The sequence below is a fragment of the Streptomyces cyaneofuscatus genome (genome assembly GCF_000718135.1).
In the GTDB taxonomy this organism is placed as follows: domain Bacteria; phylum Actinomycetota; class Actinomycetes; order Streptomycetales; family Streptomycetaceae; genus Streptomyces; species Streptomyces cyaneofuscatus.
Map to the genome: position 1 here is coordinate 170708 of NZ_JOEM01000014.1, position 20777 is coordinate 191484.

General features: G+C 73.7%; 20 protein-coding genes. 17 read left to right on the forward strand and 3 right to left on the reverse strand.

The features are described from left to right. Positions 1-15: 15 nt before the first annotated feature. The 10 genes from ligD (at position 16) to IF17_RS0123630 (ending at position 11125) form a co-directional block, all read left to right on the forward strand. Positions 16-915 carry a non-homologous end-joining DNA ligase gene (ligD, locus tag IF17_RS0123585; RefSeq protein ID WP_030569217.1) on the forward strand — a complete coding sequence of 300 codons (900 nt, stop codon included), beginning with the start codon at positions 16-18 and terminating at the stop codon, positions 913-915. 300 nt (positions 916-1215) lie between these two features. After that, on the forward strand, positions 1216-3375 hold the full coding sequence (locus IF17_RS0123590) for a HEAT repeat domain-containing protein (RefSeq protein WP_030569221.1): 2160 nt from the start codon (positions 1216-1218) through the stop codon (positions 3373-3375). Continuing rightward, the gene (locus IF17_RS0123595) at positions 3372-3686 is read left to right on the forward strand and encodes a zinc-ribbon domain-containing protein (RefSeq protein ID WP_018509936.1); all 315 of its coding nucleotides are present in this window, start codon (positions 3372-3374) and stop codon (positions 3684-3686) included. The genes IF17_RS0123590 and IF17_RS0123595 overlap by 4 nt, the downstream gene beginning before the upstream one ends. 102 nt (positions 3687-3788) lie before the next feature. Then, on the forward strand, positions 3789-4574 hold the full coding sequence (locus tag IF17_RS0123600) for a hypothetical protein (RefSeq protein ID WP_030569224.1): 786 nt from the start codon (positions 3789-3791) through the stop codon (positions 4572-4574). Next, a complete protein-coding gene (locus tag IF17_RS0123605; protein WP_030569227.1) occupies positions 4571-5914 on the forward strand; it encodes a sensor histidine kinase in 1344 nt (447 codons plus the stop codon). Before IF17_RS0123600 ends, IF17_RS0123605 begins: the two co-directional genes overlap by 4 nt. A gap of 107 nt (positions 5915-6021) precedes the next feature. After that, positions 6022-6507, forward strand: coding sequence for an SH3 domain-containing protein (locus IF17_RS0123610; RefSeq protein ID WP_030569230.1), 486 nt, complete (start codon positions 6022-6024; stop codon positions 6505-6507). Between the two features lie 113 nt (positions 6508-6620). Next, complete coding sequence (locus IF17_RS0123615; protein ID WP_030569233.1) at positions 6621-8060, forward strand: FtsW/RodA/SpoVE family cell cycle protein; 1440 nt, start codon at positions 6621-6623, stop codon at positions 8058-8060. Then, a complete protein-coding gene (locus IF17_RS0123620) occupies positions 8057-9514 on the forward strand; it encodes a penicillin-binding transpeptidase domain-containing protein (RefSeq protein WP_030569236.1) in 1458 nt (485 codons plus the stop codon). The genes IF17_RS0123615 and IF17_RS0123620 overlap by 4 nt, the downstream gene beginning before the upstream one ends. Positions 9515-9548: 34 nt before the next feature. Continuing rightward, positions 9549-10625 carry an amidase family protein gene (locus IF17_RS0123625; protein WP_030569239.1) on the forward strand — a complete coding sequence of 359 codons (1077 nt, stop codon included), beginning with the start codon at positions 9549-9551 and terminating at the stop codon, positions 10623-10625. A gap of 5 nt (positions 10626-10630) precedes the next feature. Continuing rightward, positions 10631-11125, forward strand: a complete 495-nt coding sequence (locus tag IF17_RS0123630; protein WP_051884111.1) for a DUF3291 domain-containing protein — start codon at positions 10631-10633, stop codon at positions 11123-11125. A gap of 90 nt (positions 11126-11215) precedes the next feature. Here IF17_RS0123630 and IF17_RS0123635 read toward each other — a convergent pair whose 3' ends face one another. Both IF17_RS0123635 and IF17_RS0123640 read right to left on the reverse strand, forming a co-directional pair. Then, positions 11216-12106, reverse strand: a complete 891-nt coding sequence (locus IF17_RS0123635) for a hypothetical protein (protein ID WP_030569244.1) — start codon at positions 12104-12106, stop codon at positions 11216-11218. Between the two features lie 115 nt (positions 12107-12221). Further along, positions 12222-13127, reverse strand: a complete 906-nt coding sequence (locus tag IF17_RS0123640) for an ADP-ribosylglycohydrolase family protein (RefSeq protein ID WP_030569247.1) — start codon at positions 13125-13127, stop codon at positions 12222-12224. Positions 13128-13500: 373 nt separating this feature from the next. Between IF17_RS0123640 and IF17_RS0123645 the strand changes: the two genes are divergently transcribed. From IF17_RS0123645 to IF17_RS0123655, 3 genes are read left to right on the forward strand one after another with little or no spacing between them, the layout of a single operon-like run. Continuing rightward, positions 13501-13812, forward strand: coding sequence for a hypothetical protein (locus tag IF17_RS0123645; RefSeq protein ID WP_030569250.1), 312 nt, complete (start codon positions 13501-13503; stop codon positions 13810-13812). After that, complete coding sequence (locus IF17_RS0123650; RefSeq protein ID WP_030569253.1) at positions 13809-15014, forward strand: cupin domain-containing protein; 1206 nt, start codon at positions 13809-13811, stop codon at positions 15012-15014. Before IF17_RS0123645 ends, IF17_RS0123650 begins: the two co-directional genes overlap by 4 nt. 40 nt (positions 15015-15054) lie before the next feature. Beyond that, positions 15055-16005, forward strand: a complete 951-nt coding sequence (locus IF17_RS0123655) for a sucrase ferredoxin (protein WP_030569256.1) — start codon at positions 15055-15057, stop codon at positions 16003-16005. 25 nt (positions 16006-16030) lie between these two features. Here the strand turns inward: IF17_RS0123655 and IF17_RS0123660 are convergent, their stop codons facing one another. After that, positions 16031-17152, reverse strand: a complete 1122-nt coding sequence (locus IF17_RS0123660) for a ferritin-like domain-containing protein (RefSeq protein WP_030569259.1) — start codon at positions 17150-17152, stop codon at positions 16031-16033. Positions 17153-17417: 265 nt separating this feature from the next. Between IF17_RS0123660 and IF17_RS0123665 the strand changes: the two genes are divergently transcribed. From IF17_RS0123665 to IF17_RS0123680, 4 genes are all read left to right on the forward strand, one after another. Continuing rightward, positions 17418-18371, forward strand: coding sequence for an AurF N-oxygenase family protein (locus tag IF17_RS0123665; RefSeq protein ID WP_030569263.1), 954 nt, complete (start codon positions 17418-17420; stop codon positions 18369-18371). Positions 18372-18405: 34 nt separating this feature from the next. Further along, positions 18406-19182: a TetR/AcrR family transcriptional regulator gene (locus IF17_RS0123670; RefSeq protein WP_030569266.1), complete on the forward strand. Its 777-nt coding sequence runs from the start codon at positions 18406-18408 to the stop codon at positions 19180-19182. Between the two features lie 4 nt (positions 19183-19186). Continuing rightward, positions 19187-19450 (forward strand): hypothetical protein, encoded by a 264-nt coding sequence (locus IF17_RS0123675; RefSeq protein WP_018509952.1) that lies wholly within the window; start codon positions 19187-19189, stop codon positions 19448-19450. A gap of 97 nt (positions 19451-19547) precedes the next feature. Beyond that, on the forward strand, positions 19548-20777 hold a 1230-nt coding region (locus IF17_RS0123680), incomplete at its 3' end, for a protein kinase domain-containing protein (protein WP_030569269.1).

Here is a 20777-nt window from a genome sequence, read left to right on the forward strand (position 1 = left end):
TGTGACTCTTATCGTATGACGCCGATCACGGAGGTGGAGGGGCGGCGCCTCTCGCTCAGCAACCTCGACAAGGTGCTGTATCCGGCCACCGGGACCACCAAGGGCGAGGTGCTGCACTACTACGCGGCCACAGCGGCGGGCGTGATCCTGCCCCATCTCCGCGACCGCCCGGTCTCCTTCCTGCGCTATCCCGACGGGCCCGGGGGGCAGCTCTTCTTCACCAAGAATCCGCCGCCCGGTACGCCCGACTGGGTGCGCACCACCCCCGTGCCGCGGAGCGAGGACCCGGCCGCCCGCCAGGTGATGGTCCAGGACCTTCCCGCGCTGATGTGGGCGGCCAATCTGGTGGTGGAGTTCCACACGCCGCAGTGGCGGGCGAAGGAGCCGGAGATCGCCGACCGGTTGGTCTTCGACCTGGACCCCGGCTCGCCCGCGACGATCGTGGAGTGCTGCGCGGTGGCCCTCTGGCTGCGGGAGCGGCTCGCCGCCGACGGGCTGTTCGCGTACGGGAAGACGTCCGGCTCCAAGGGGCTGCATCTGCTGGTCCCGCTGGAGCCGGTCCCGTCCGCCGAGGTGTCCGCGTACGCGAAGCGGCTGGCGGTGGAGGCGGAGAGCGCTCTGCCGGGGCTGGCCCTGCACCGGATGAAGCGCGCTCTGCGGCCCGGGAAGGTCTTCGTCGACTTCAGCCAGAACTCGGCGTCGAAGACCACCGCAACCCCCTACACCCTGCGGGCCAGGCCCGAGCCCACCGTCTCCGCGCCGGTCACCTGGGACGAGATCGAGGGGTGCCGGAAGCCGGAGGCGCTGGTGTTCCGGGCTCAGGACATGGCCGGGCGGCTGGAGCGGTACGGGGACCTGCTCGGGCCCCTGCTCGACCCGGAACGGGCGCGACCGCTTCCGGCGGGCTCCCCCTGATCCACGCTCGGGGCACAGGGGTTCACGGACCAGGTCACGGGGATTCACAGCCAATGCCCGGGTTCCCTTTCGGCCGTCCCGTCATGACGGGGTCATGACCTGGTCACGGCCCGAGGAAAGGCCGCAAGTGGCGGGTGGATTGTCGGAGCCGTGGTGCACACTCTGCGCAGGCGCTTTCTTCGGGACGCGCCGCAGGGGCTTGGGGAACGGGTGTGCCCGGCGAGCGGGTGCGCCTGGGGAACAGGTGGCCGGAGACGGGTGGAGCTTCCGGACGCCGCCGTGACGTGGGGAGGGGATGGCGTGTTCTCGGGGATCGATGAGGTCGACTGGGCTTCGATGGAGCATGCCTACGGGCCCGCCGACGACGTGCCGGTGCTCCTGAGGGGGCTCGCCTCCGCCGATCCGGCGGAGCGGGAGAGCGCGCTCGACGGGATGTACGGGGCCGTGCACCACCAGGGGGACGTCTACGCCTGCACCCTCGCGTGCATCCCCTTCCTCTTCGAGCTCGCCGTGGACCCGGACGTGCAGGACCGGGGCAGCGTGGTCGAGCTGCTCACCAGCATCGGCGGCTTCGATCTGGACGAGGACGACGACGAGATCGACGAGGACGAGATCGAGGGCGCCGCGAACTACGCGATGGCGGCGGCCGCGGTCACCGCGGGGGCGGGGGTCTTCTTCGAGCTGATCGCCGACGAGGACCCCGGGGTGCGGCTGGCCGCCCCGCTGGCGCTCGCCACCCTGCACCGGCACCCCGTGCGGGTCCTCGATCTGCTGCGGGAGCGGCTGCCGGCGGAGCCCGACGAGGAGGTGCGGCTCGCCCTCGTGGAGGCGGCCGGGCGGGTCGCCCTGCGCCACCGTCCGCTGGCGGGGCGGGTGGTCGAGTGGCTGACCCTGCTGGTGGACCGGGAACGCGCGCCGGGGCTGCGGCTCGCCGCCCTCGCCCAGCTGGCGCGCTGCTGCCCCGACGCGCTGCCCCACGATGTGGTGCCCGTCGTGTCGGCGCTGCTGCGCGAGCTGCGTACGGCCCCGGGCGGCGCACCGGACGCGGACCCGGACACCGAGCCGGAGGCCGACGCCGAGGTGGAGCCGGAGCCGGAGACCGACCCGGTCGGCTGTCCGGACCTCTCCCGGGCCGAGCCGGGCGCGGCCCCCACCCTGGTGGGCCAGTTGCGTGCGCTCTCCGCCCAGGACAGCGCCGGACGCGGCGCCCCCTGGGCCGCCGATCTCCTGCGCACCCTGCACGTCGGCCTCGACGACCGGGTCGGCGACCGTACGGCGCTCCTCGTCGACCAGCTCCGCAGCCCGGACCGCTGGCAGCGCATCGACGCCGTACGGATGAGCGGCGGGCTGATACGGGCCTGGCGCGGCTCGTACGGGGAGCTGGTGGCGCTCGTCGGCGATCAGCTCGCCGACCCCGAGCCCCGGCTGGCCGAGGCCGCCTCGCACGTGCTGGAGGAGCTGTTCTCGCTGGCCGCGCCGACCGCCGACGCGCTGGCGGCCCGGCTGGCGGCCGACCCCGGTGGCTGGGTGAAGGAGTGGGCCAGCGGTCCGCCGGGGCTCGGCTCCACGGTGAAGGCGCTGTCCCGGCTCGGCGACGCCCGTGCGGTGCCCGCCCTGGCGGCGGCCCTGGAGCTGCCGGAGGTGCCGCACGACGTGGGGTTCGCGGTCGCCCACCTCGGGCGGGCCGCCTGTCCGCTGGCCGCGGCGCTGCGGCGCAGGCTCGCCGGGGTGGCGCTGGACGAGGGGGCGTACGACCGGGCGAGCCCGCTGCTGGCCGGGCTGACCGGGCTGCGGGCGGGCGAGGCGACGCCGGAGGTGCTGCGGGTGCTGCGCGGCGCCCCGGAGTACCGGGGCGAGTGGCTGCGTACGGCGGCGCTGCGGGCGCTCGGCTCGTTCGGGCCCGCGGCCCGGGAGGCGGTGCCCGAGCTGCATGCGATGCTCCGCCGGCCCGGGACGGCCACGGAGGCCGCCGAGGCGCTCTGGGCGGTCGCCGGGGACCGGGACGCGGTGCTGCCCGTGCTGACCGAGGGGCTCGGGTCGGACCAGGTGCACGACCGGCGGGCCGCCGCGGCGGCGCTCGGGGCGCTCGGGCCGCAGGCGGCGGTGGTGGCGCCCCGGCTGCGCGGGCTGCTGGCCCACGACGAGCTGTGGCTGCGGGTGGACGCGGCGATCGCGCTCTGGGAGGTGACCGGGCGGCCGGAGGAGAGCACCGAGGTGCTCCTCACCGCCTGGGAGAAGAACCGCCACGTCCGCGTCCGGGTGGCAGAATGCCTGGCACGGATGGGTCCGGTGGGCCCGGCGTCGACGGCGGCACAGGTGCTGCGCGCCGAGCTCTCCTCCGTACGCCGTCATAACGCGCTGGACGGCGGGTACGGCAGCCATGACACCTACGAGGACGAAAAGCTCCTGGCGCTGTGCCGACAGGCACTCCGGGGGACGGGGAAAGGCAGCACGGCATGATCATTTTCGGTACCAAGGGCTATCTGTACCAGCTGGCCATCCTGACGATGGTCTGCGGCTGGTGCGGCAATCCGGCGGCGCACACCCTGCGCAAGCGGGTCACGAAGTTCACCCTGTTCTTCATCCCGCTCTTCCCGTTCTCGACGAAGTACGCGACGCAGTGCACGTTCTGCGGCGGGGAGCAGCAGATATCCAAGGAGCAGGCCGACCAGCTGCTCGCCCAGCACGCGGCGGGCCCGGACGGCGGCCACGGGCAGCACCCGCAGCAGCCGGGCTTCACGCAGCCGGGGCAGAACCCGTACCAGCGTTGAGGCGCCCGGGCGGCACCAGGCCGCGTAAGGGTACGAAGTGGGCATTGCGCACGGTCACGTCCTAGGGTGTAGGCCCCCTGTCGTCCAGGAGAAGGGCCAGCCGTGCGCCCGGTCCGCGTCCCCGCCGTCGCGTCCGCCGTGGCCGCGCTCGCCCTGGTCTCCGGCTGCGGTGCGGCCGGCGGTCTTGAGAGCGCCGGCGAGGCCCCATCGGCGGTGGAGCCGGCCCGCCTGTGGCCGGACCTGCCGCCCGCCTCGGCCGCCCCGTACGACTACGGCGAGGGCGAGACGGCCAGGATCCCCGGGATCACGGTGCCCGGCGGCGATGTGCACCGGCTGGACCCGGTCGCGGTGGTGCAGGCCGGGCTGAAGGCGAAGACCGACCGGGACAGCGGGCTGGACGAGCTGCCCGACGCCACGGTCCGGCAGATCCGCGCCTGCCGGACGGCACCGGACGACTGCCCGGTCCTGGCCCCGTACTACTTCGACCTGACCGGCGACGGCAGGGACGAACTGGTGGTCGGCATCCGGATGCCCGGCCGCCAGCTAGCCGTGCGCGCCTACCGGGCCGACGAGGGTGACCGGGGCGACCGGTCCGACCAAGCTGACCGGGGCGGGCTGACCCGGATCATGTCCACCTCGGACGCCGTGATCAGCGTGGAACTGGCGGGCCGGGACCTGATCCTGCGGGCCCCTTCGGCGATCTCCGGGTACGAGTACCGCACCGCCTGGTCCTGGGACGACCGGCAGCAGGCGATGCTGGCCACCCGGGACGAGATCCTGCGGGCGCCGGAGCGGCGCAAGGACACCGGCCGCGACCGGACCCCGAGCCCCTCGGCCTCCGCGACAGACGGCCGTCCGAGCGAGAGCCCTTCGGCGGACGGCCGATGAGGCGGCGCCGGTTCCGCCTCCCCGCCTGGGCCGCGACCCTCACCTGGAAGTCCGCGGTCTTCCTGACCGTCATGTGCTGCACCCTCGCCGCCCTCCTCGGCGTCCTCGTACACACCGCCGTCACCCGGCAGACGGTCTCCCACGCCCGCGAGAAGGCGCTGGACCGGCTGGAGGTCGTCACCGACGCGTACGAGGCCGGGGAGCCGCTGCCCCGGGGCTCCGGCATCGACCCGGCGGGCCTGCCCGCCTCGCTGCGCGCCCTGGCCGCGGGCGGCGAGCGCGGCACCATGGTCGCGGAAGGCCCGCACCGGCCGGGCGACCCGGACGGGCGCGGCGGCCCCGCGATGTGGGCGGCGGGCCCGGCGGACGGGCGGGCGCTGGCCACCTGGACGGATTACAGCCACAGCGCCAGCACCATCGCGGGCCTGGACCGGGCGATCATCGGGTCCTCGCTGCTGGCCATCGCCGCCACCCTGGTCGTCGGCCTCATCGCCGTCGGCCGGGTGACCCGCAGGCTGCACCAGACGGCCCGGGTGGCCCGCCGGATCAGCGCGGGCGACCTCGACGCCCGGGTCGGCGACCCCCGTACGGCACGTCCCGTGCGCGGCCAGGACGAGGTGGCGATCGTCTCGGGCGCCCTGGACACCATGGCCTCCAGTCTCCAGCGCAAGCTCCAGACGGAGCAGCGGTTCACCGCCGATGTGGCGCACGAGCTGCGCACCCCGCTCACCGGCCTCTCGGCCGCCGCCGAGCTGCTGCCGCCGGGGCGTCCGGCGGAGCTGGTGCGGGACCGGGTGCGGGCGATGCGGTCGCTGACCGAGGACCTGCTGGAGATCTCGCGCCTGGACGCCCGGACGGAGCAGGTCGACCTGGCCGTGCACGATCTCGCCCCGCTGGTGGAACGGGTGGTGCGGGCCTCCGGCACGGAGACCGAGGTACGGGTCGTGGATCCGGCGCCGGTGGAGACGGACCGGCGGCGGCTGGAGCGGGTCCTCGGCAATCTGGTGGCCAACGCCCACCGGCACGGCGCCGGCCCGGTGGTGCTGGGCGTGGAGGGCGCGGTGGTCTCCGTGCGCGACCATGGCGCGGGCTTTCCGGCGTACCTCCTGGAGGGCGGTCCGCAGCGGTTCCGCACGGACGGCGCAGGCAAGGGCCACGGACTCGGGCTGACCATCGCGGTGGGCCAGGCCGCGGTGATCGGGGCGCGGCTGGAGTTCCTGAATCCCCCGGACGGCGGGGCGCTGGCCCGGCTGACGCTGCCGGAGTACGTACTCCTCGGCGACGGGTATTCCACCGGGAACACGGGCGGCGGGGGCGCGGGGGCCACCGGTTGGGCCTGACATCACGCACAGTGCGCGTTGCGGACCCTCCGTGGCCAACTTAGCGTGACGAGGGCGAGATCATCTCGCGCCCCCCACGGTCCCCCTTCCTTTCCCATGGAGGCAGCATGTCCCCCCTGTCCCGCCCCTCGCGGTTCCGCCGGATCGGTCTCTGCGTCGCCACCGGCGCCCTCGCGGCGGTCACGGCCGCCGCTCCCGCTCTGGCGGCGGACCCCCACCCCGTCGACCACCGCGGCGAGGCCCACACCTCGGCCCCGGCGTCCGACGAGCTCTCCGCCTCGGCCCTCCAGCGCGAGTACGAGGCGCAGCAGAAGGAGGCGCAGACGCAGAACCAGGCCAAGCCCCAGGCCCCCAAGAAGACCTACAAGGGCCGGGTCATCGCCAAGCCGTACCTGCTGCTGCGCGACAAGCCGACCCGCAGCAGCAAGGTCGTGGGCTCGGTCAAGTACGGGACCGTCGTCAAGATCTTCTGCAAGACCACGGGCGACAACGTCGACGGCAACAACCGCTGGTACCTGCTGACCGACGGCACGTGGGCCTGGGGTTCGGCCCGCTACATCGAGAACATCGGCGCCGCGCCGCGCTTCTGCTGACCGCGCCACGCCGCACACCCCGTCCGCCTGGAAGCCACCGGCTTCCAGGCGGACGCGCTATGACATCTATGACATAAGGGAAATACGGCACGCCTCTTGCTACGTTGCGGACCATGACCGCAACGACGGCGGACGCTCCCCCGCCCGAGCTCCGCCTGCGCAGACGGCGTGGGGTCGAGCTCTCGCTCCTCATCGGGGCCGTCCTCATCTCCGTCTACGGTTACGCGGCCGTCGGCCTCGCCCACGACGGGGCCGTGCCCCCCGATGTCGCCGGTTACGGCGCCGGGCTCGGCATGCTGGCCCTGCTGGCCCATATGGCCGTCCGCTTCCGGGCCCCGTACGCCGATCCGCTGCTGCTGCCGATCGCCGTCCTGCTCAACGGGCTCGGTCTGGTGCTGATCTACCGGCTCGATCTGGAGACCCCGCGCGACCAGGCCGCGCCCACCCAGCTGATCTGGTCCACGCTCGGGGTGGCGCTCTTCGCCACCGTCGTGGTGCTGCTCCGCGACCACCGGGTGCTCGCGCGCTACGCCTATCTCTCGGTGGCCACCGCGCTCGTCCTGATGATCGTGCCGATCTTCTTCCCGGCGGTGAACGGGGCGAAGATCTGGATCAGGATCGGCGGACTCTCCTTCCAGCCGGGCGAGTTCGCCAAGATCCTGCTCGCGGTCTTCTTCGCCGCCTATCTCGCCGCCAACCGCAACGCGCTCGCCTACACCGGCCGCACGTTCTGGAAGCTGCAACTGCCCACCGGCCGGGTGCTCGGCCCCATCGTGGCGATCTGGCTGCTCAGCGTCGGTGTGCTGGTGCTGGAGCGGGACCTCGGCACCTCACTGCTCTTCTTCGGACTCTTCGTCATCATGCTGTACGTGGCGACCGGCCGGACCGGCTGGATCGCGGTCGGGCTGCTGCTCGCCGCCATCGGGGCGTTCGTCGTCGGCTCGTTCGAGCCGCATGTGCACAGCCGGGTGCAGGACTGGCTGGACCCGTTCGCCTCGATCGACGCCGGGCGGGGACCCGGCCAGCTCGCCCAGTCGCTGTTCGCGTTCGCGGCGGGCGGCATGCTCGGGACCGGGCTCGGCGCGGGCCACTCCATCCTCATCGGCTTCGCCGCCAAGTCCGACTTCATCCTGGCGACGGCGGGCGAGGAGCTGGGCCTCAGCGGCCTGACCGCCGTCTTCCTTCTCTACGCGCTCCTCGTGGCGCGCGGCTACCGGGCCGGGCTGGCACTCCGCGACCCGTTCGGGCGGCTGCTGGCCATCGGTCTCGCCTCGATCCTGGCGCTCCAGGTGTTCGTGATCGCGGGCGGGGTGATGGGGCTGATCCCGCTGACCGGGATGGCGATGCCGTTCCTGGCGCAGGGCGGCTCGTCCGTCGTCACCAACTGGATCATCGTGGCGCTGCTGATCCGGCTCAGCGACGTCGCGCGCAGACCGGAGCCCGAGCACGTGGAGACCGGGGTCATCGCCCCGTCCACCGCCCCGTCCACCGCCCCGTCCATCGACCCGTCCGCCGCCCCGTCCGCCGCCCCGTCCGCCGAGGAGGACCGGTGATCCGCTACATCCGGCGGGCCGCCGCCCTCTGTCTGCTGCTGCTCGTGGCGCTGCTGGTCAACGCGGCCCGCGTCCAGCTCTTCGAGGCCGAGGAGCTGGACGCCAACCCGGCCAACCGGCGTACCACCATCGCCCGTTACGACCAGCCGCGCGGCAACATCCTGGTCGGCGACCGGGCCGTGACGGGCAGCAAGGAGACCGGCGAGCAGCTGAGCTTCGAGCGCACCTATCTGCACGGCCCGCTGTACGCGCCGGTGACCGGGTACGCCTCGCAGACGTACGGCACCACACTCCTGGAGAACGCCGAGGACGGCGTCCTGTCGGGTACGGACTCGCTCCTGGCCCCTCTGCCCTTCTGGAACGAGTTCACCCGGGGCCGGCAGCCGGGCGGCAACGTCGTCACGACCATCAAGGAGTCGATGCAGCGCGCCGCGTACGCCGGACTGAGCGGGCGGCGGGGCGCGGTCGCCGCCCTGGAGCCGTCGACGGGCCGGATCCTGGCGCTGGTCTCGACCCCGTCGTACGACCCCGAGCGGCTCTCCGGTACCGGTCCGGCGGTCACGGAGGCGTGGACCCGGCTGAACGCGGCCAAGAGCCTGCCGATGCTCAACCGGGCGATCCGGCAGACCTATCCGCCGGGCTCCACCTTCAAGATCGTGACGGCGGCGGCGGCGCTGGACGCCCGGGTGGTGAAGGACCCGGACGCGGCCACGGACACCCCGTCACCGTACGTCCTGCCGAACACGAGGACGGTGCTGCCCGACGAGGCGCGCGGCTGCGAGAAGGCATCGCTGGCGGACGCCATCCGGGTCTCCTGCAACACGGTGATGGCCCATCTGGGGGTGGAGGTCGGGCTGGAGGGGATGGCGGAGACGGCGGGGCACTTCGGCTTCAACGAGAAGGGGCTGCGGATCCCGTCCGGGGTGGCGCGGAGCAACTTCGACACCGACATGAGCGAGGACCAGCTCGCGCTCTCCTCGATCGGGCAGTTCAACACGACCGCGACGCCGCTCCAGATGGCGATGGTGGCGGCGGCGGTGGCGAACGGCGGTGACCTGCGGTACCCGTATCTGGTGGACCGGGTGACCGCCGCCGACGGGGACACGGTGCAGCAGCAGGGCTCGCGCTCCCTCGACCGGGCGATGAGCCCGTCCACGGCGGTGCAGCTCCAGCGGATGATGGTCGACGTGGTGGAGAACGGCACCGGGTCGAACGCGGCGATCGACGGGGTGACGGTCGGCGGCAAGACCGGTACCGCCCAGCACGGCGTGGACAACTCCGGCCTGCCGTACGCCTGGTTCATCTCCTGGGCCCAGGCCCCGGACTCCGGCCGCCCGGCCGTCGCGGTGGCCGTGGTGGTGGAGGACGCGGCGGCGGACCGGGGGGACATCAGCGGGGGCGGCAGCGCGGCTCCGATCGCCCGGGCGGTGATGGAGGCGGCGCTGGAGGAGTGAGGGCGTGGGGTCGTACGAGGGGAAGACTGGGCCCATGACGAGGACACCGTCCGCCGTGGCGCGGGCCCTGGAGCGGATCGCGCGGCTGGACCCGGCGCTCAGCGCGTTCACCGAGGCGTGGCCGGAGGAAGCTCTCGCCCGTGAGCCCGGAGCACTCCGACTCCCCTTGCGCGGGCTGCCCTTCGCCGTGAAGGGGCCCTCCGGCATCCGCTCGTACGCCGCCCGCCGGCTGATCGCGGCGGGCGGGGTCCCGGTCGGCGCGACCTCCGTACCCGGGCCCGGCAGCTACTGGCAGACCTGGGGGCAGGGCGCCCACGGCCGTACGGTCAACCCGTGGCGGGCGGACCGGACGCCCGGCGGTTCGTCGGCGGGCTCGGCGGTCGCGGTGGCGGCGGGGATGGTGGAGCTGGCGACGGGCAGCGACGGGGCCGGGTCGGTGCGCATCCCGGCCGCCTGGTGCGGGGCGTTCGGGCTGAAGACGACGAACGGGCTGCTCCCCTCCCCCGACCGGTCAGGGCTCGCGTCGGCGGGGGTGCTGGCCCGGTCGGCGGCGGGCGCGGAGCGCTACCTCCGCCATGTGCTGGACGGGTACGAGGAGCCGGCCACCCCTTCGCTGCCCCTGCCTGCCGTGTACAGCGAGGACCTGGGGTTCGCGGACGTGGACCCGGAGGTGGCGGGCGTCGTCCGGGCTGCGGTGGACCGGCTGGTCGCGGCCGGGACCGTATGCCTGGTGGACGCCGACTGCGCGCTGCTCGACCCGGTACGGGCCTGGCAGGCGGTGCGGGGCGGGTCGCCCGGGGACCCGGAAGCGGTCGCCGTCCGGCGGGGCAACGACGAGCGGCTGGACGACGTCTTCGCGGCCGCGCCCCTGCTGCTGACCCCGGCCACGCCGAACCGGCCACATGGGCACGAGGGCCCGGGCGCCCTCTACTCCACCGCCCTGACCTGGGCGTTCAACCTGAGCGGGCACCCGGCGGCCAGCCTGCCCGCCGGATTCACCGGGGACGGCTGCCCGGTGGGGCTCCAGCTGGTCGCGGCGCGCGGGGCGGACGTCTCGCTGCTCGGAATGGCCCGCGCGGTGGAGAACTCCCTGCCTACCGTGCGGCCATGACCTTCATGGAGACGGAAACAGGCGGCGAGACGGAAACAGGCGGCGGACGGCACGAGTTGGCGCAGGTGAACATCGCCCGGCTCAGATTCCCGCTGGATTCACCGGGGTTGAAGGACTTCGTCGACGGGCTCGACCCGGTGAACGCGGTCGCCGACCAGGCGGAAGGGTTCGTGTGGCGGCTGCGCTCCGAATCCGGGAACGCCACGGACGTCCCGGTCTTCGGGGACGCCTGGTTGATCGTGAACATGTCGGTGTGGCGGGACGCCGAAGCGCTCACGGCCTTCATGTACGCCGGGCAGCACCGGGAGCTGCTGCGCCGGCGCCGTGAGTGGTTCGAGCAGGTCCGGGAGGCGATGACCGCCCTGTGGTGGGTGCCCTCGGGGGAACGCCCGACGGTCGCGGACGCCGAGGAGCGCCTGCTGCACCTGCGCGAACACGGCCCGACGGAGCGGGCGTTCACCCTGCGCACCCGCTTCCCGGCACCGGCCGGGGTGCGCTGAGCCGAGCGGGCGGGCCGGCCGGGGGGGCCGGGGTAGGGGCCGCCCCCCGGCCCCGGCCTTGGTCCCGGCCTTGGACCCGACCCCGGCCGGTCAGCCGATCGGCTGGCGGATCTCCTCGCGGACCTTGGCGGTCTCCACGGCGGCCGCCTCCAGGTCGATCGCCGAGGGGTCCTTGAGGGCGGTCTCGGCACGGATGATGCCCACGGACACCCCCGTGTTGTCGTCGCCCCAGGCGCACATCGGGATGTTGGCCTTGATGCCGCTCTTGACCGACTGGAGCACCTGGCACTCCATCGTGATGTCGAATCCGGCGGGGGTGAACTTCTTCGGCGGTACGACGACGGTCGCGCCGTCCCCGGCGGCCCCGCCGTCCATCATCTTGCCCGTCATCACGTCCGGGCTGGTGAACCGCCCGTACATCCCGGAGATCACCAGGGCACCGCCGTCGGCCGAGCTGTACTGCCCCACGACGGCCCGCGCGTCCCGGACGGTGGGGTCGTACATCTTCTCGATCTTCTTGCCCTCGGTCGACGAGAGGTCCTGGGCCAGGGTGAACTCGCCGTCCAGCAGCTTCTGTTCCAGGACGAGCTTGTACTCGGCGTCCGGGAACGCCGCGTCGGCGGTCCTCCCGACCACCTGGGAGACCCCGAAGGCGATCCCGCCCGCCAGCACCACCGCACCGGCCACGATGCCGACGATCAGCCCGGTCCGCTTCTTCCGCGGCGGCTGCGCCCCCGGCCCCTGCGGCGGCCAGCCGGCCGCGCCCGGACCGCCCCCGCCGGGTATGCCGGGCTGCTGCTGCCCCCACCCGGGCTGCCCCCAGCCGCCACCCTGCTGGGGCGGGGCCGGAGGCTGCTGCGGGTAGCCGTAGGGCGGCTGTTGCGGCACCCCGGGAGCGGCGGCCGGCGGGCCGTAGGGGTTCTGCTGCGGGTGCGGGGGCGGGCCGTACGGGCCCTGCGGCGGCTGAGGCGGGGTGGTCATGCGCTCACGGTACGACACGTTTGCGAACGGAATTTCGACGCGGCGGATATCGGTACCGGGCCGGGACAAACTCCCCCCGTCGGCGGGATGCCCGACGGCTCCCTCCCACCCCGGCTCACCCCAACGGCTCGCGCCTGCGCAGCCATTCCTCCGGCGCCCCGGCCGTCCCGGTCGCCGCCCCGACCACCCCGCCGGTGATGGCACAGGTGGTGTCCACGTCCCCGAACCCCTCGGCCGTCGCCCAGAGCGCCGCCTCCAGGTCGCCCGGGTGGCGGGCCGCGGTCCACAGCGCGAAGGGCACGGTGTCGTCGGCCCGGATGCGCTGCCCGTTGCCGAGGAGGTCTGCGGCCCGCCACGGTTCGGTGGTGAACGGGGTCTCCGCGGCGCGCCGCACTCCGTCCCGTACCGGCCCCTCGGGCGTCCGGTCCGCGACGGCCTCCAGGGTGAACTCGCCCCGCGCCGACAGCGCCGCCGCCACGGCCACCGCCACCGCGCCCGCGATCCCGTCCGGGTGGGCGTGGGTGACGGCGGCGGAGAGGACGGCCTGCTCCGCGACCCGGTCCAGGTCCTCGTGGAAGCGGGCACCGAGCGGGGCGACCCGCATCGCAGCACCGTTGCCGAGGCTGCCGCCGTCGAAGAGCCCGGGGGCCAGGGTGCGCCAGTCGGCCGGGGCGACGAGGAGCTGGGGCAGCAGGAGATGCATGCCGTGCCCGTAGCCGCGGGCCTGATCGGCGTCGAAGGCGAGGGCGTAGCAGAGGGCCAGGTGGTCCTGGTCGACGAGGCCGCGCTCGTCGAGGGAGCGGTGCAGGGCGAGCGCCAGGGCCGTGTCGTCGGTCCAGTGCCAGAGGGGCTCCTGCGGGGTGCGCCGGGCCCGGATCTCGTGCGCGGCCTGCTGACGTTCCCGGAAGAGGGGGAACCAGCGCTCCCCGAAGGCGTCGCCGAGCGCGAGCGCTTCGAGGCTGCGGCGGGCGGCCGCGCGTCCGGCGGCGGTGGCGGGGGCGGAGGACGGGTTGGTCGTCATACCGGCATCGTGCCGCCGGAGCCCGTCGGCGTACATCGAATATCGACGACAGGCAGCGGATTTCAGCGGCACCGAGACCACGCGGCGATCACGAGGTGCGAGCCTGCCGGAAATCCCTCACACTGCGCACCGGCCCTTTCCCGGACGACGCCCATGTGGCGAATGCCTTCCATGGGACTTTTCGCTGTTCAGTGCCCGGTCAATGGCTGATCGATGGCTGATCGATGGCTGGTCGGCGGTGAATTCCGGCCCCTTCACCCCGTTCCCACGCATTCCCCGCGCTCGAATCGTTGCTTTCGCCCGGCGGCGATACGGTGATTACGGGCTTCGCCCACGGAGCCCGGTCTCATGTCATTTGCTCAGAGGAGGAATTATGGCCAACCCCGAGCAGGACCCGAACCAGCAGGAGGGCCCCGCGGACGGCGGCGCGGCCGGCTCCCCCGGTGTCCACGACGGCGGAGCCGACGGTGGCGCTGACGGCGGGGCCGAAGGACCGGCGGACGGCGGCGCGGCCGGCACCCCGGGCGTCCACGACGGTGGAGCCGACGGCGGCGCGGACGGCGGGGCCGAAGGTCCGGCCGACGGCGGCGCGGCCGGCACCCCGGGCGTTCATGACGGCGGAGCCGACGGAGGTGCGGACGGCGGAGCGGACGGCGGAGCGGGCCAGTCCGGCAGCCGCTCTTGAGCACGTCCCGAACCACGCTCCAGGACGTCGGCGCCGCACCGGGCGCCGGGGTCCTGGAGACACGTCTGGCCGGGCTGAGCGCGGAAGAGTTCGCCCGTGACATCTGGGCCCGGAAGCCGCTGCTCACCCGCCGCGCGAGCGACTTCTCCGACCTGTTCTCCGCGGAGGCCGTGGATGAGCTGATCTCGCGTCGCGGCCTGCGTACGCCCTTCCTCCGCGTCGCCAAGGACGGTTCCACCCTTCCCGAGTCGACGTTCACCTCGTCGGCCGGCGCCGGCGCCACCATCGCCGACCAGCTCGACGACACGGCGCTGTGGCGGGCGTTCGCCGACGGCGCCACGCTCGTGCTCCAGGCGCTCCAGCGCACCTGGGGGCCGGTGGGCGAGTTCGGTGCCCGGCTGAGCGCGGAGCTGGGGCATCCGGTGCAGGCCAACGCCTATGTCACCCCGCCGCAGAGCCGGGGGTTCGACGCCCATTACGACGTGCACGACGTGTTCGTCGTACAGATCGGGGGAACGAAGCGCTGGCTCGTCCACGAGCCCGTACACCCCGATCCGCTGCGCGACCAGCCCTGGACCGACCACCGCTCCGCCGTCGCCGAGGCCGCGCGGGGCGCCGCCCACCTCGATACCGTGCTGGAGCCCGGCGACGTCCTCTATCTGCCCCGGGGCTGGCTGCACGCCGCCGAGGCGCAGGGCGGGGTCTCCGTCCACCTGACGCTGGGGATCCACACCTGGACCCGGTACGCGCTGGCCGAGCAGCTCGCGCAGGCGGCCCTCGCCGCACTGCGCGACGATCCCCGGATGCGGAGCACCCTGCCGGTGGGGGTGGACGGCCCGGACGGCGAGCTCGGCATGGTCCGCGAGCGGCTCCTCGCCGCCGTCGCCGAGGCCGACTCCGCCCCGCTCTTCCACCGGGCCCGGCGCGGGCAGGGCCGCCCCGCACCGCTGGGGCCGCTGGCCCAGCTCGCCACCGTCGACGGCCTCGGTCCGGACACGCCCGTACGGCTCCGCGCGGCGCTGGAGGCGCGCCTGGAGGGCTCGCGCCTGACCACGCGCGTCGGGTGGCTGGACTTCTCCGAGGCCGACCTGGCGTCCGTGTCCCGGCTGCTCGACGGCGAGGCCCGCGCCGCCGGTGAGCTCGGCGTCGCGCTCGTCGGACGGCTGCTGCGCGCGGGCGTGCTCGTGCCCGCCGGAGAGTGACCGGGCCGCGGTGACCACACCGGAGAGTGACCACACCGCGGTGACCACGACGGGACGGTTCTTCTGCGCGGACGCCGCCCGGACGCGCGGCGACTCGATCGTCGGCACGGCACCGCACGGCACCGCCTGGGTGCTGATCGAGTACCGGGGCGGCTGGCCGGCCGACGGCTTCGACGGCCTCGACCTGGAGCCGGAGACCAAGGCGCTCGTGTTCGCCGCCGCCCGAGCGGCGCGGGCCCGCGTACTCCTGGTGCGGCGCCACGGCCGCACCATGCCTCAGGGCCCCCCGCGCTGGGCCGTCCTGCGCTACGACGCCACCGGCGCCCACCGCCAGCACTGGGGCACCTGGGGGCGTGACGAGGACCTGGCACAGATCGTGGATGCCCTGGGCACGCCCGGGGAGCCCGGCGGCCGGCCCGTCGTCCTGGTCTGCGCCCACGGTCTCCACGACGCCTGCTGTGCCGTGCGCGGGCGGCCCGTGGCCCGCGCCCTGAGCGAGCGCCGGCCGGACCTGGTGTGGGAGTGCACGCATGTGGGCGGTGACCGGTTCGCCGCCAACGTCGTCGTCGTGCCCGACGGCGTCTACTACGGGAACCTCGATGCCGGATCGGCCGTGACGGCGGTCGAGGAGCACCTGGCCGGCCGTATCCGCGCCGAGCACCTGCGCGGGTACACCGACCTGTTCCCGCCGCAGCAGGCCGCCGTCGCGGCCGTACTCGACCGCTTCGGCCCGGCGGGCCGGCACGACTACGCGGTCGCCCGGACGTTCCGCGACGACGACGGCTGGCAGATCCGCGTCACGGGCCCCCCGCCGGGCCCGGCCGCCGCCGACGGAGAGGCCAGGGTCGAGGCCGAGGCAGGCGGAGAGGCCGAGATCGCGATCGACGTCGAGGTGCGGGCCCGGCGCACACCGCAGCGCCAACTGACCTGCCGGGGCCCGGCGACGAGTTCGGCCGTGGTCTACGAAGCCGTCTCGGTCCGGCAGGGCTGACGGAGCGCCTGGGCGGACAGAGCCCTCAGGCAGCCTCCTTCCCCTCCCCGAGCCCTTCCCCGATCGCCTCCGCGACCTCCGCCACCCGGGCCCCCTCCTCGGCGGCGAAGCGTTCGCGGTCCAGCTCCTCGGCTATCTCCTCGTCCTGGGACATCAGCAGGTCCAGGTTGGAGTCACCGAGTTCGAGGACGCCCATGTCGACGTACGCCTTCTGGAGCCGGGGGCCCCACAGGCCGATGTCCTTGACGCACGGCACGATCCGGCTGAACAGCAGCTTGCGGAAGAGCTGGAGGAACTCGGAGTGCTCCGAGAGGTCCTTCGCCTCCTGCTTGCCGATGCCGAAGTTCTCCAGGACCTCGACCCCGCTGAGCCGGTCGCGCATCAGGTAGCAGCCCTCGATGACGAACTCCTCGCGCTCGCGCAGTTCGGCGTCGCTGAGCTGCTTGTAGTAGTCGCGCAGCGCCATCCGCCCGAAGGCGACGTGCCGGGCCTCGTCCTGCATGACGTACGCGAGGATCTGCTTCGGCAGCGGCTTGGTGGTGGTGTCGCGGATCATCCCGAAGGCGGCGAGTGCCAGGCCTTCTATGAGGACCTGCATCCCGAGGTACGGCATGTCCCAGCGGGAGTCGCGCAGGGTGTCGCCGAGCAGCCCCTGGAGGTTGTCGTTGACCGGGTAGAGCATGCCGATCTTCTCGTGGAGGAAGCGGCCGTAGATCTCCGCGTGCCGGGCCTCGTCCATGGTCTGGGTGGCGGAGTAGAACTTGGCGTCCAGGTCGGGGACGGACTCCACGATCCTGGCCGCGCAGACCATCGCGCCCTGCTCGCCGTGGAGGAACTGGCTGAACTGCCAGGAGGTGTAGTGCTTGCGCAGCTCGCCCCGGTCCTTCTCCGTCATCTTCGCCCAGTGCGGGGTGCCGTACAGCGTCAGCGCCTCGTCGGGGGTGCCGAGCGGGTCGGTGGGGTCGACCTCCAGCGACCAGTCGATGCGCTTGTTGCCGTCCCACTGCTTGTCCTTGCCCTTCTGGTAGAGGGCGAGGAGGCGTTCGCGGCCGTCGTCGTAGTCCCAGCTGAACCGGGCCGCTCCGGTGGCGGGGACCTGCCAGAGCGGTTCGGAGGGCGGGGTGGTGTAGAGGTCATGAGTGGACACGGACGGCTCCTTCGCCTCGACTGACTCGGCTAATCGACTGACTCGAACGGCTTGGCAACTCCTGACAAGTTCCGTGACAGCGGAGGAAGTTGGGCGCGTACGCCGATCGCCTCCCCTCGCAGGTTCACACGTTGGTAGACGGCGGGTCAACAAGTCGCACGGAGTCGTGCGCAAGGGATTGACGGCCTTGCTGACGAGCAGTCTCATAAGGAGTGACCGCCGGTAACTCCCGTTTCCGGCAACCCCTGTGTGAGGTGCTCCCGCCATGACGACCGTGCCGACCGAAACGTCCGCGACCGCTCGCGATGTGACCGTGCTCCGTGACGCCCTCGGCCCGCTCCGCGACCGTGAGCAGATCGCCGCGCGCCTGCTCGAATCCTCGGCCAAGCACTCCTTCGACCCGGACACCGAACTCGACTGGGACACGGCCGTCGAGGAGGGCAAGTGGTTCTGGCCGCCGGAGCTGCTCTCGCTCTACGACACCCCGATGTGGCACCGGATGTCCGAGGAGCAGCGCCTCGACCTCTCCCGGCACGAGGGCGCGGCCCTCGCCTCGCTCGGCATCTGGTTCGAGATCATCCTCATGCAACTGCTGGTCCGGCACGTCTACGACAAGCCCGTGACCAGCAACCACGTCCGCTACGCCCTCACGGAGATAGCCGACGAGTGCCGGCACTCGATGATGTTCGGCCGCATGATCGACTGGGGCGGCGCCCCGACGTACGAGGTGCCGCGCGTCTACCACAACCTGGCCCGGGTCCTGAAGACCGTCTCCACCACCCCCGGTTCGTTCGCCGCGACCCTGCTCGGCGAGGAGATCCTCGACTGGATGCAGCGGCTCACCTTCCCGGACGACCGGGTGCAGACCCTGGTGCGCGGCGTGACCCGGATCCATGTCATCGAGGAGGCGCGGCACGTCCGGTACGCCCGGGAGGAGCTGCGCCGCCAGATGGTGACCGCCCCGCGCTGGGAGCGCGAACTCACCAAGGTCAGCTGCGGCGAGGCGGCCCGCGTCTTCTCCGTCTGCTTCGTCAACCCGCAGGTGTACGAGAACGTCGGCCTGGACCGCCGGGAGGCCGTCGCCCAGGTGAAGGCGAGCGGCCACCGCAGGGAGGTGATGCAGACCGGGTCCCGGCGGCTGACGGACTTCTTCGACGACATCGGGCTGCTGAACGGCGTCAGCCGCAGGCTGTGGCGCAGTTCAGGGCTGCTGGCCTGAGGCCGTGCGAACCGGAGGCTTTAGGCTCGGGTCCATGACGTCCACCGCCGCAGCCCCGCCGCCGCCCCGCGCGTACCGCAGGCTCAGTGTCGAGGAGCGCCGCGCCCAGCTCCTGGTCGCGGCGCTCGGCCTCTTCGCCCACCGGGCCCCCGACGAGGTCTCGCTGGACGAGGTGGCGGTGGCGGCCGGGGTCTCCCGGCCGCTGGTCTACCGCTACTTCCCGGGCGGCCGGCAGCAGTTGTACGAGGCCGCGCTCGGGTCGGCCGCCGACGAGCTGAAGCTCTGCTTCACCGAGCCGCCGGTGGGCCCGCCGACCGAGCGGGTCGCCCGCGTCCTGGACCGCTACCTCCGCTTCGTCGACGAGCACGACACCGGCTTCAGCGCCCTGCTGCGCGGCGGCAGCGTCGTGGAGACCTCCCGTACGACGACGATCGTGGACGGCGTCCGGCGGGCGGCGGCCGAGGAGATCCTCAGCCACCTCGGCCGGATCGGCGGAGCCGGGGGGCGGGGCGCCGGGCCGAGGCTCCGGATGATGGTCCGCAGCTGGATCGCGGCCGTGGAGGCGGCGTCGCTGATCTGGCTGGACGAGGGCAAGCAGCCTTCGGCGGCCGAGCTGCGCGGCTGGCTGGTCGACCATCTCATCGCGCTGCTCGCCGCGACGGCCGCCACCGACGAGGAGACCGCGGCGGTGGTACGCGACCTGCTCGCCCTGGAGACCCCGGACGGCCCGGCCGGACGGCTGGCGGAGCTGGTCATCCCGGTCGTCGCCGAGGCGGCACACCTGCTGCCGCAGGTCACTGCGGCAGACTGACCGGGTGAAGAGCGAGAACACCCCTTTCCGCGGCGGCCCCCTGGACGGCCGGGTGCTGCCCGTCCTGGTCGGCCCGACCGGCCACCCGCCGAAGTGGTACGAGGTCCCCGTGCCCTCCCCCGACGGCTCCCCGCCCACCGTGTACGCGTACGAACGCGTCCCGGCCGGCTACACCAAGCGGCTCGGCCTCCAGCGCGGCTGGGTGTACGAGTACGCCCCCGGCGGCCGCAAGCGCCCCACCATCAAGTGGCCCTGGTCCAAGCCCTGAACGCCCGCTCCCGGAGGCGCAGGCCCTAAGATCGACGGTCAGGTGCCGAGGGACGGGTCACTCGGGCGCCGGAGGACGGTCACAAGGGGGGTGCGCCATGGAGGCGCTGCGTAGGGAAGATCCACGCCGTTTCGGTCGCTTCACCGTGCTGGCCCGCTTCCAGGAAGCCGCGAGCGCCGTGCAGTACGTGGCGCGGGACACCGGCACCGGCGAGCTCGCCGTGATCACCGCCGCCCGCCCCGCGCTCGCCGCCGTACCGGCGTTCCGGCGCCGCTTCCAGGCCGAGGCCCGCACCGCCGAACGTCTCGCGGGCGGCTGGGTGACGCCGCCGCTGGAGACCGGCTCCCTGGAGACCGGTTCCCCGGAGGCCGGCGAGGATGAGCTGCTCTGGACCGCGACCGCGTACGTACCCGCCCTGCCGCTGGCCGAGGCGGTCGGCATCGCGGGCCCCCTGCCCGAGCGCGCCCTGCGGATACTGGGCGCGGGCATCGCCGAGATCCTCTCCCGGGTCCACGCGGGCGGCTCGGTGCTCCAGGGGCTCGCCCCGGGTACGGTGCTGCTGGCCGAGGACGGGCCCCGGCTCACCGCGTTCGGCCCGCTGGGCGCGGCGGCGGCGGCCGAGGCGAGGCCGGGCGGGCAGCTCTCGGTCCGGCTGGGCTACCTGACGCCGGAGCAGGTGGCGGGCAGGGAGGTCGGCGCTCCGTCCGACCTGTTCGTGCTGGGGCTGCTGCTGGCGTACGCGGCCACGGGGACGACCCCGTTCACGGAGGGCCCGCCCGAGGAGGCCGCCCGCCGGATCGCCGAGGCCGACCCCGAACTGGACGCCGTACCGGAGGAGTTGCGCGAGCTGATCGCGGGCTGCCTGGCGAAGGACCCGGCCGAGCGGCCCACCGCCGGCACGGTCGCCGCCGAACTGGCCCTGGAGGGTGCGGCGGGCCTGGCCCGGGGCGGCTGGCTCCCCGAGCGGCTCGCGGCGGCGGTCGCGGACCAGGAGGCGCGGGTGCGCGCGCTGGAGGCGCCGGAGGAGGCCGAGGCGACCGGGACCGCCGGTTCCGCCGATCCCGCCGGGGAGCCGGAGGACGCGGTGCCCGCGGACGCGGTGCCGGGCGCGGCGGCCGAAGCGCCGGAGGACGCACCGGCCACGCCGACCCCGACCGACCCGAGGGCCACCGTGGCCACCACCGACGAGACCCCCGGCACCAGCACCTCCGCCAACACGGGGGACATCGGCGAGGACCGGGGCACCACCCGCTTCCTCAACACCGGCCCCAAGCCGCCCCAGTCCGACCGCGCCACCACCCACCTCGCCCTCCCCCCAGGCCTGCCC

Bases quoted from the DNA above. Each gene is read 5' to 3' on its own strand.
- ligD (WP_030569217.1), top strand. From the start codon at position 16: ATGACGCCGATCACGGAGGTGGAGGGGCGGCGCCTCTCGCTCAGCAAC.
- IF17_RS0123595 (WP_018509936.1), top strand. From the start codon at position 3,372: ATGATCATTTTCGGTACCAAGGGCTATCTGTACCAGCTGGCCATCCTG.
- IF17_RS0123605 (WP_030569227.1), top strand. From the start codon at position 4,571: ATGAGGCGGCGCCGGTTCCGCCTCCCCGCCTGGGCCGCGACCCTCACC.
- IF17_RS0123610 (WP_030569230.1), top strand. From the start codon at position 6,022: ATGTCCCCCCTGTCCCGCCCCTCGCGGTTCCGCCGGATCGGTCTCTGC.
- IF17_RS0123615 (WP_030569233.1), top strand. From the start codon at position 6,621: ATGACCGCAACGACGGCGGACGCTCCCCCGCCCGAGCTCCGCCTGCGC.
- IF17_RS0123625 (WP_030569239.1), top strand. From the start codon at position 9,549: ATGACGAGGACACCGTCCGCCGTGGCGCGGGCCCTGGAGCGGATCGCG.
- IF17_RS0123630 (WP_051884111.1), top strand. From the start codon at position 10,631: ATGGAGACGGAAACAGGCGGCGAGACGGAAACAGGCGGCGGACGGCAC.
- IF17_RS0123635 (WP_030569244.1), bottom strand. From the start codon at position 12,106: ATGACCACCCCGCCTCAGCCGCCGCAGGGCCCGTACGGCCCGCCCCCG.
- IF17_RS0123640 (WP_030569247.1), bottom strand. From the start codon at position 13,127: ATGACGACCAACCCGTCCTCCGCCCCCGCCACCGCCGCCGGACGCGCG.
- IF17_RS0123645 (WP_030569250.1), top strand. From the start codon at position 13,501: ATGGCCAACCCCGAGCAGGACCCGAACCAGCAGGAGGGCCCCGCGGAC.
- IF17_RS0123665 (WP_030569263.1), top strand. From the start codon at position 17,418: ATGACGACCGTGCCGACCGAAACGTCCGCGACCGCTCGCGATGTGACC.
- IF17_RS0123670 (WP_030569266.1), top strand. From the start codon at position 18,406: ATGACGTCCACCGCCGCAGCCCCGCCGCCGCCCCGCGCGTACCGCAGG.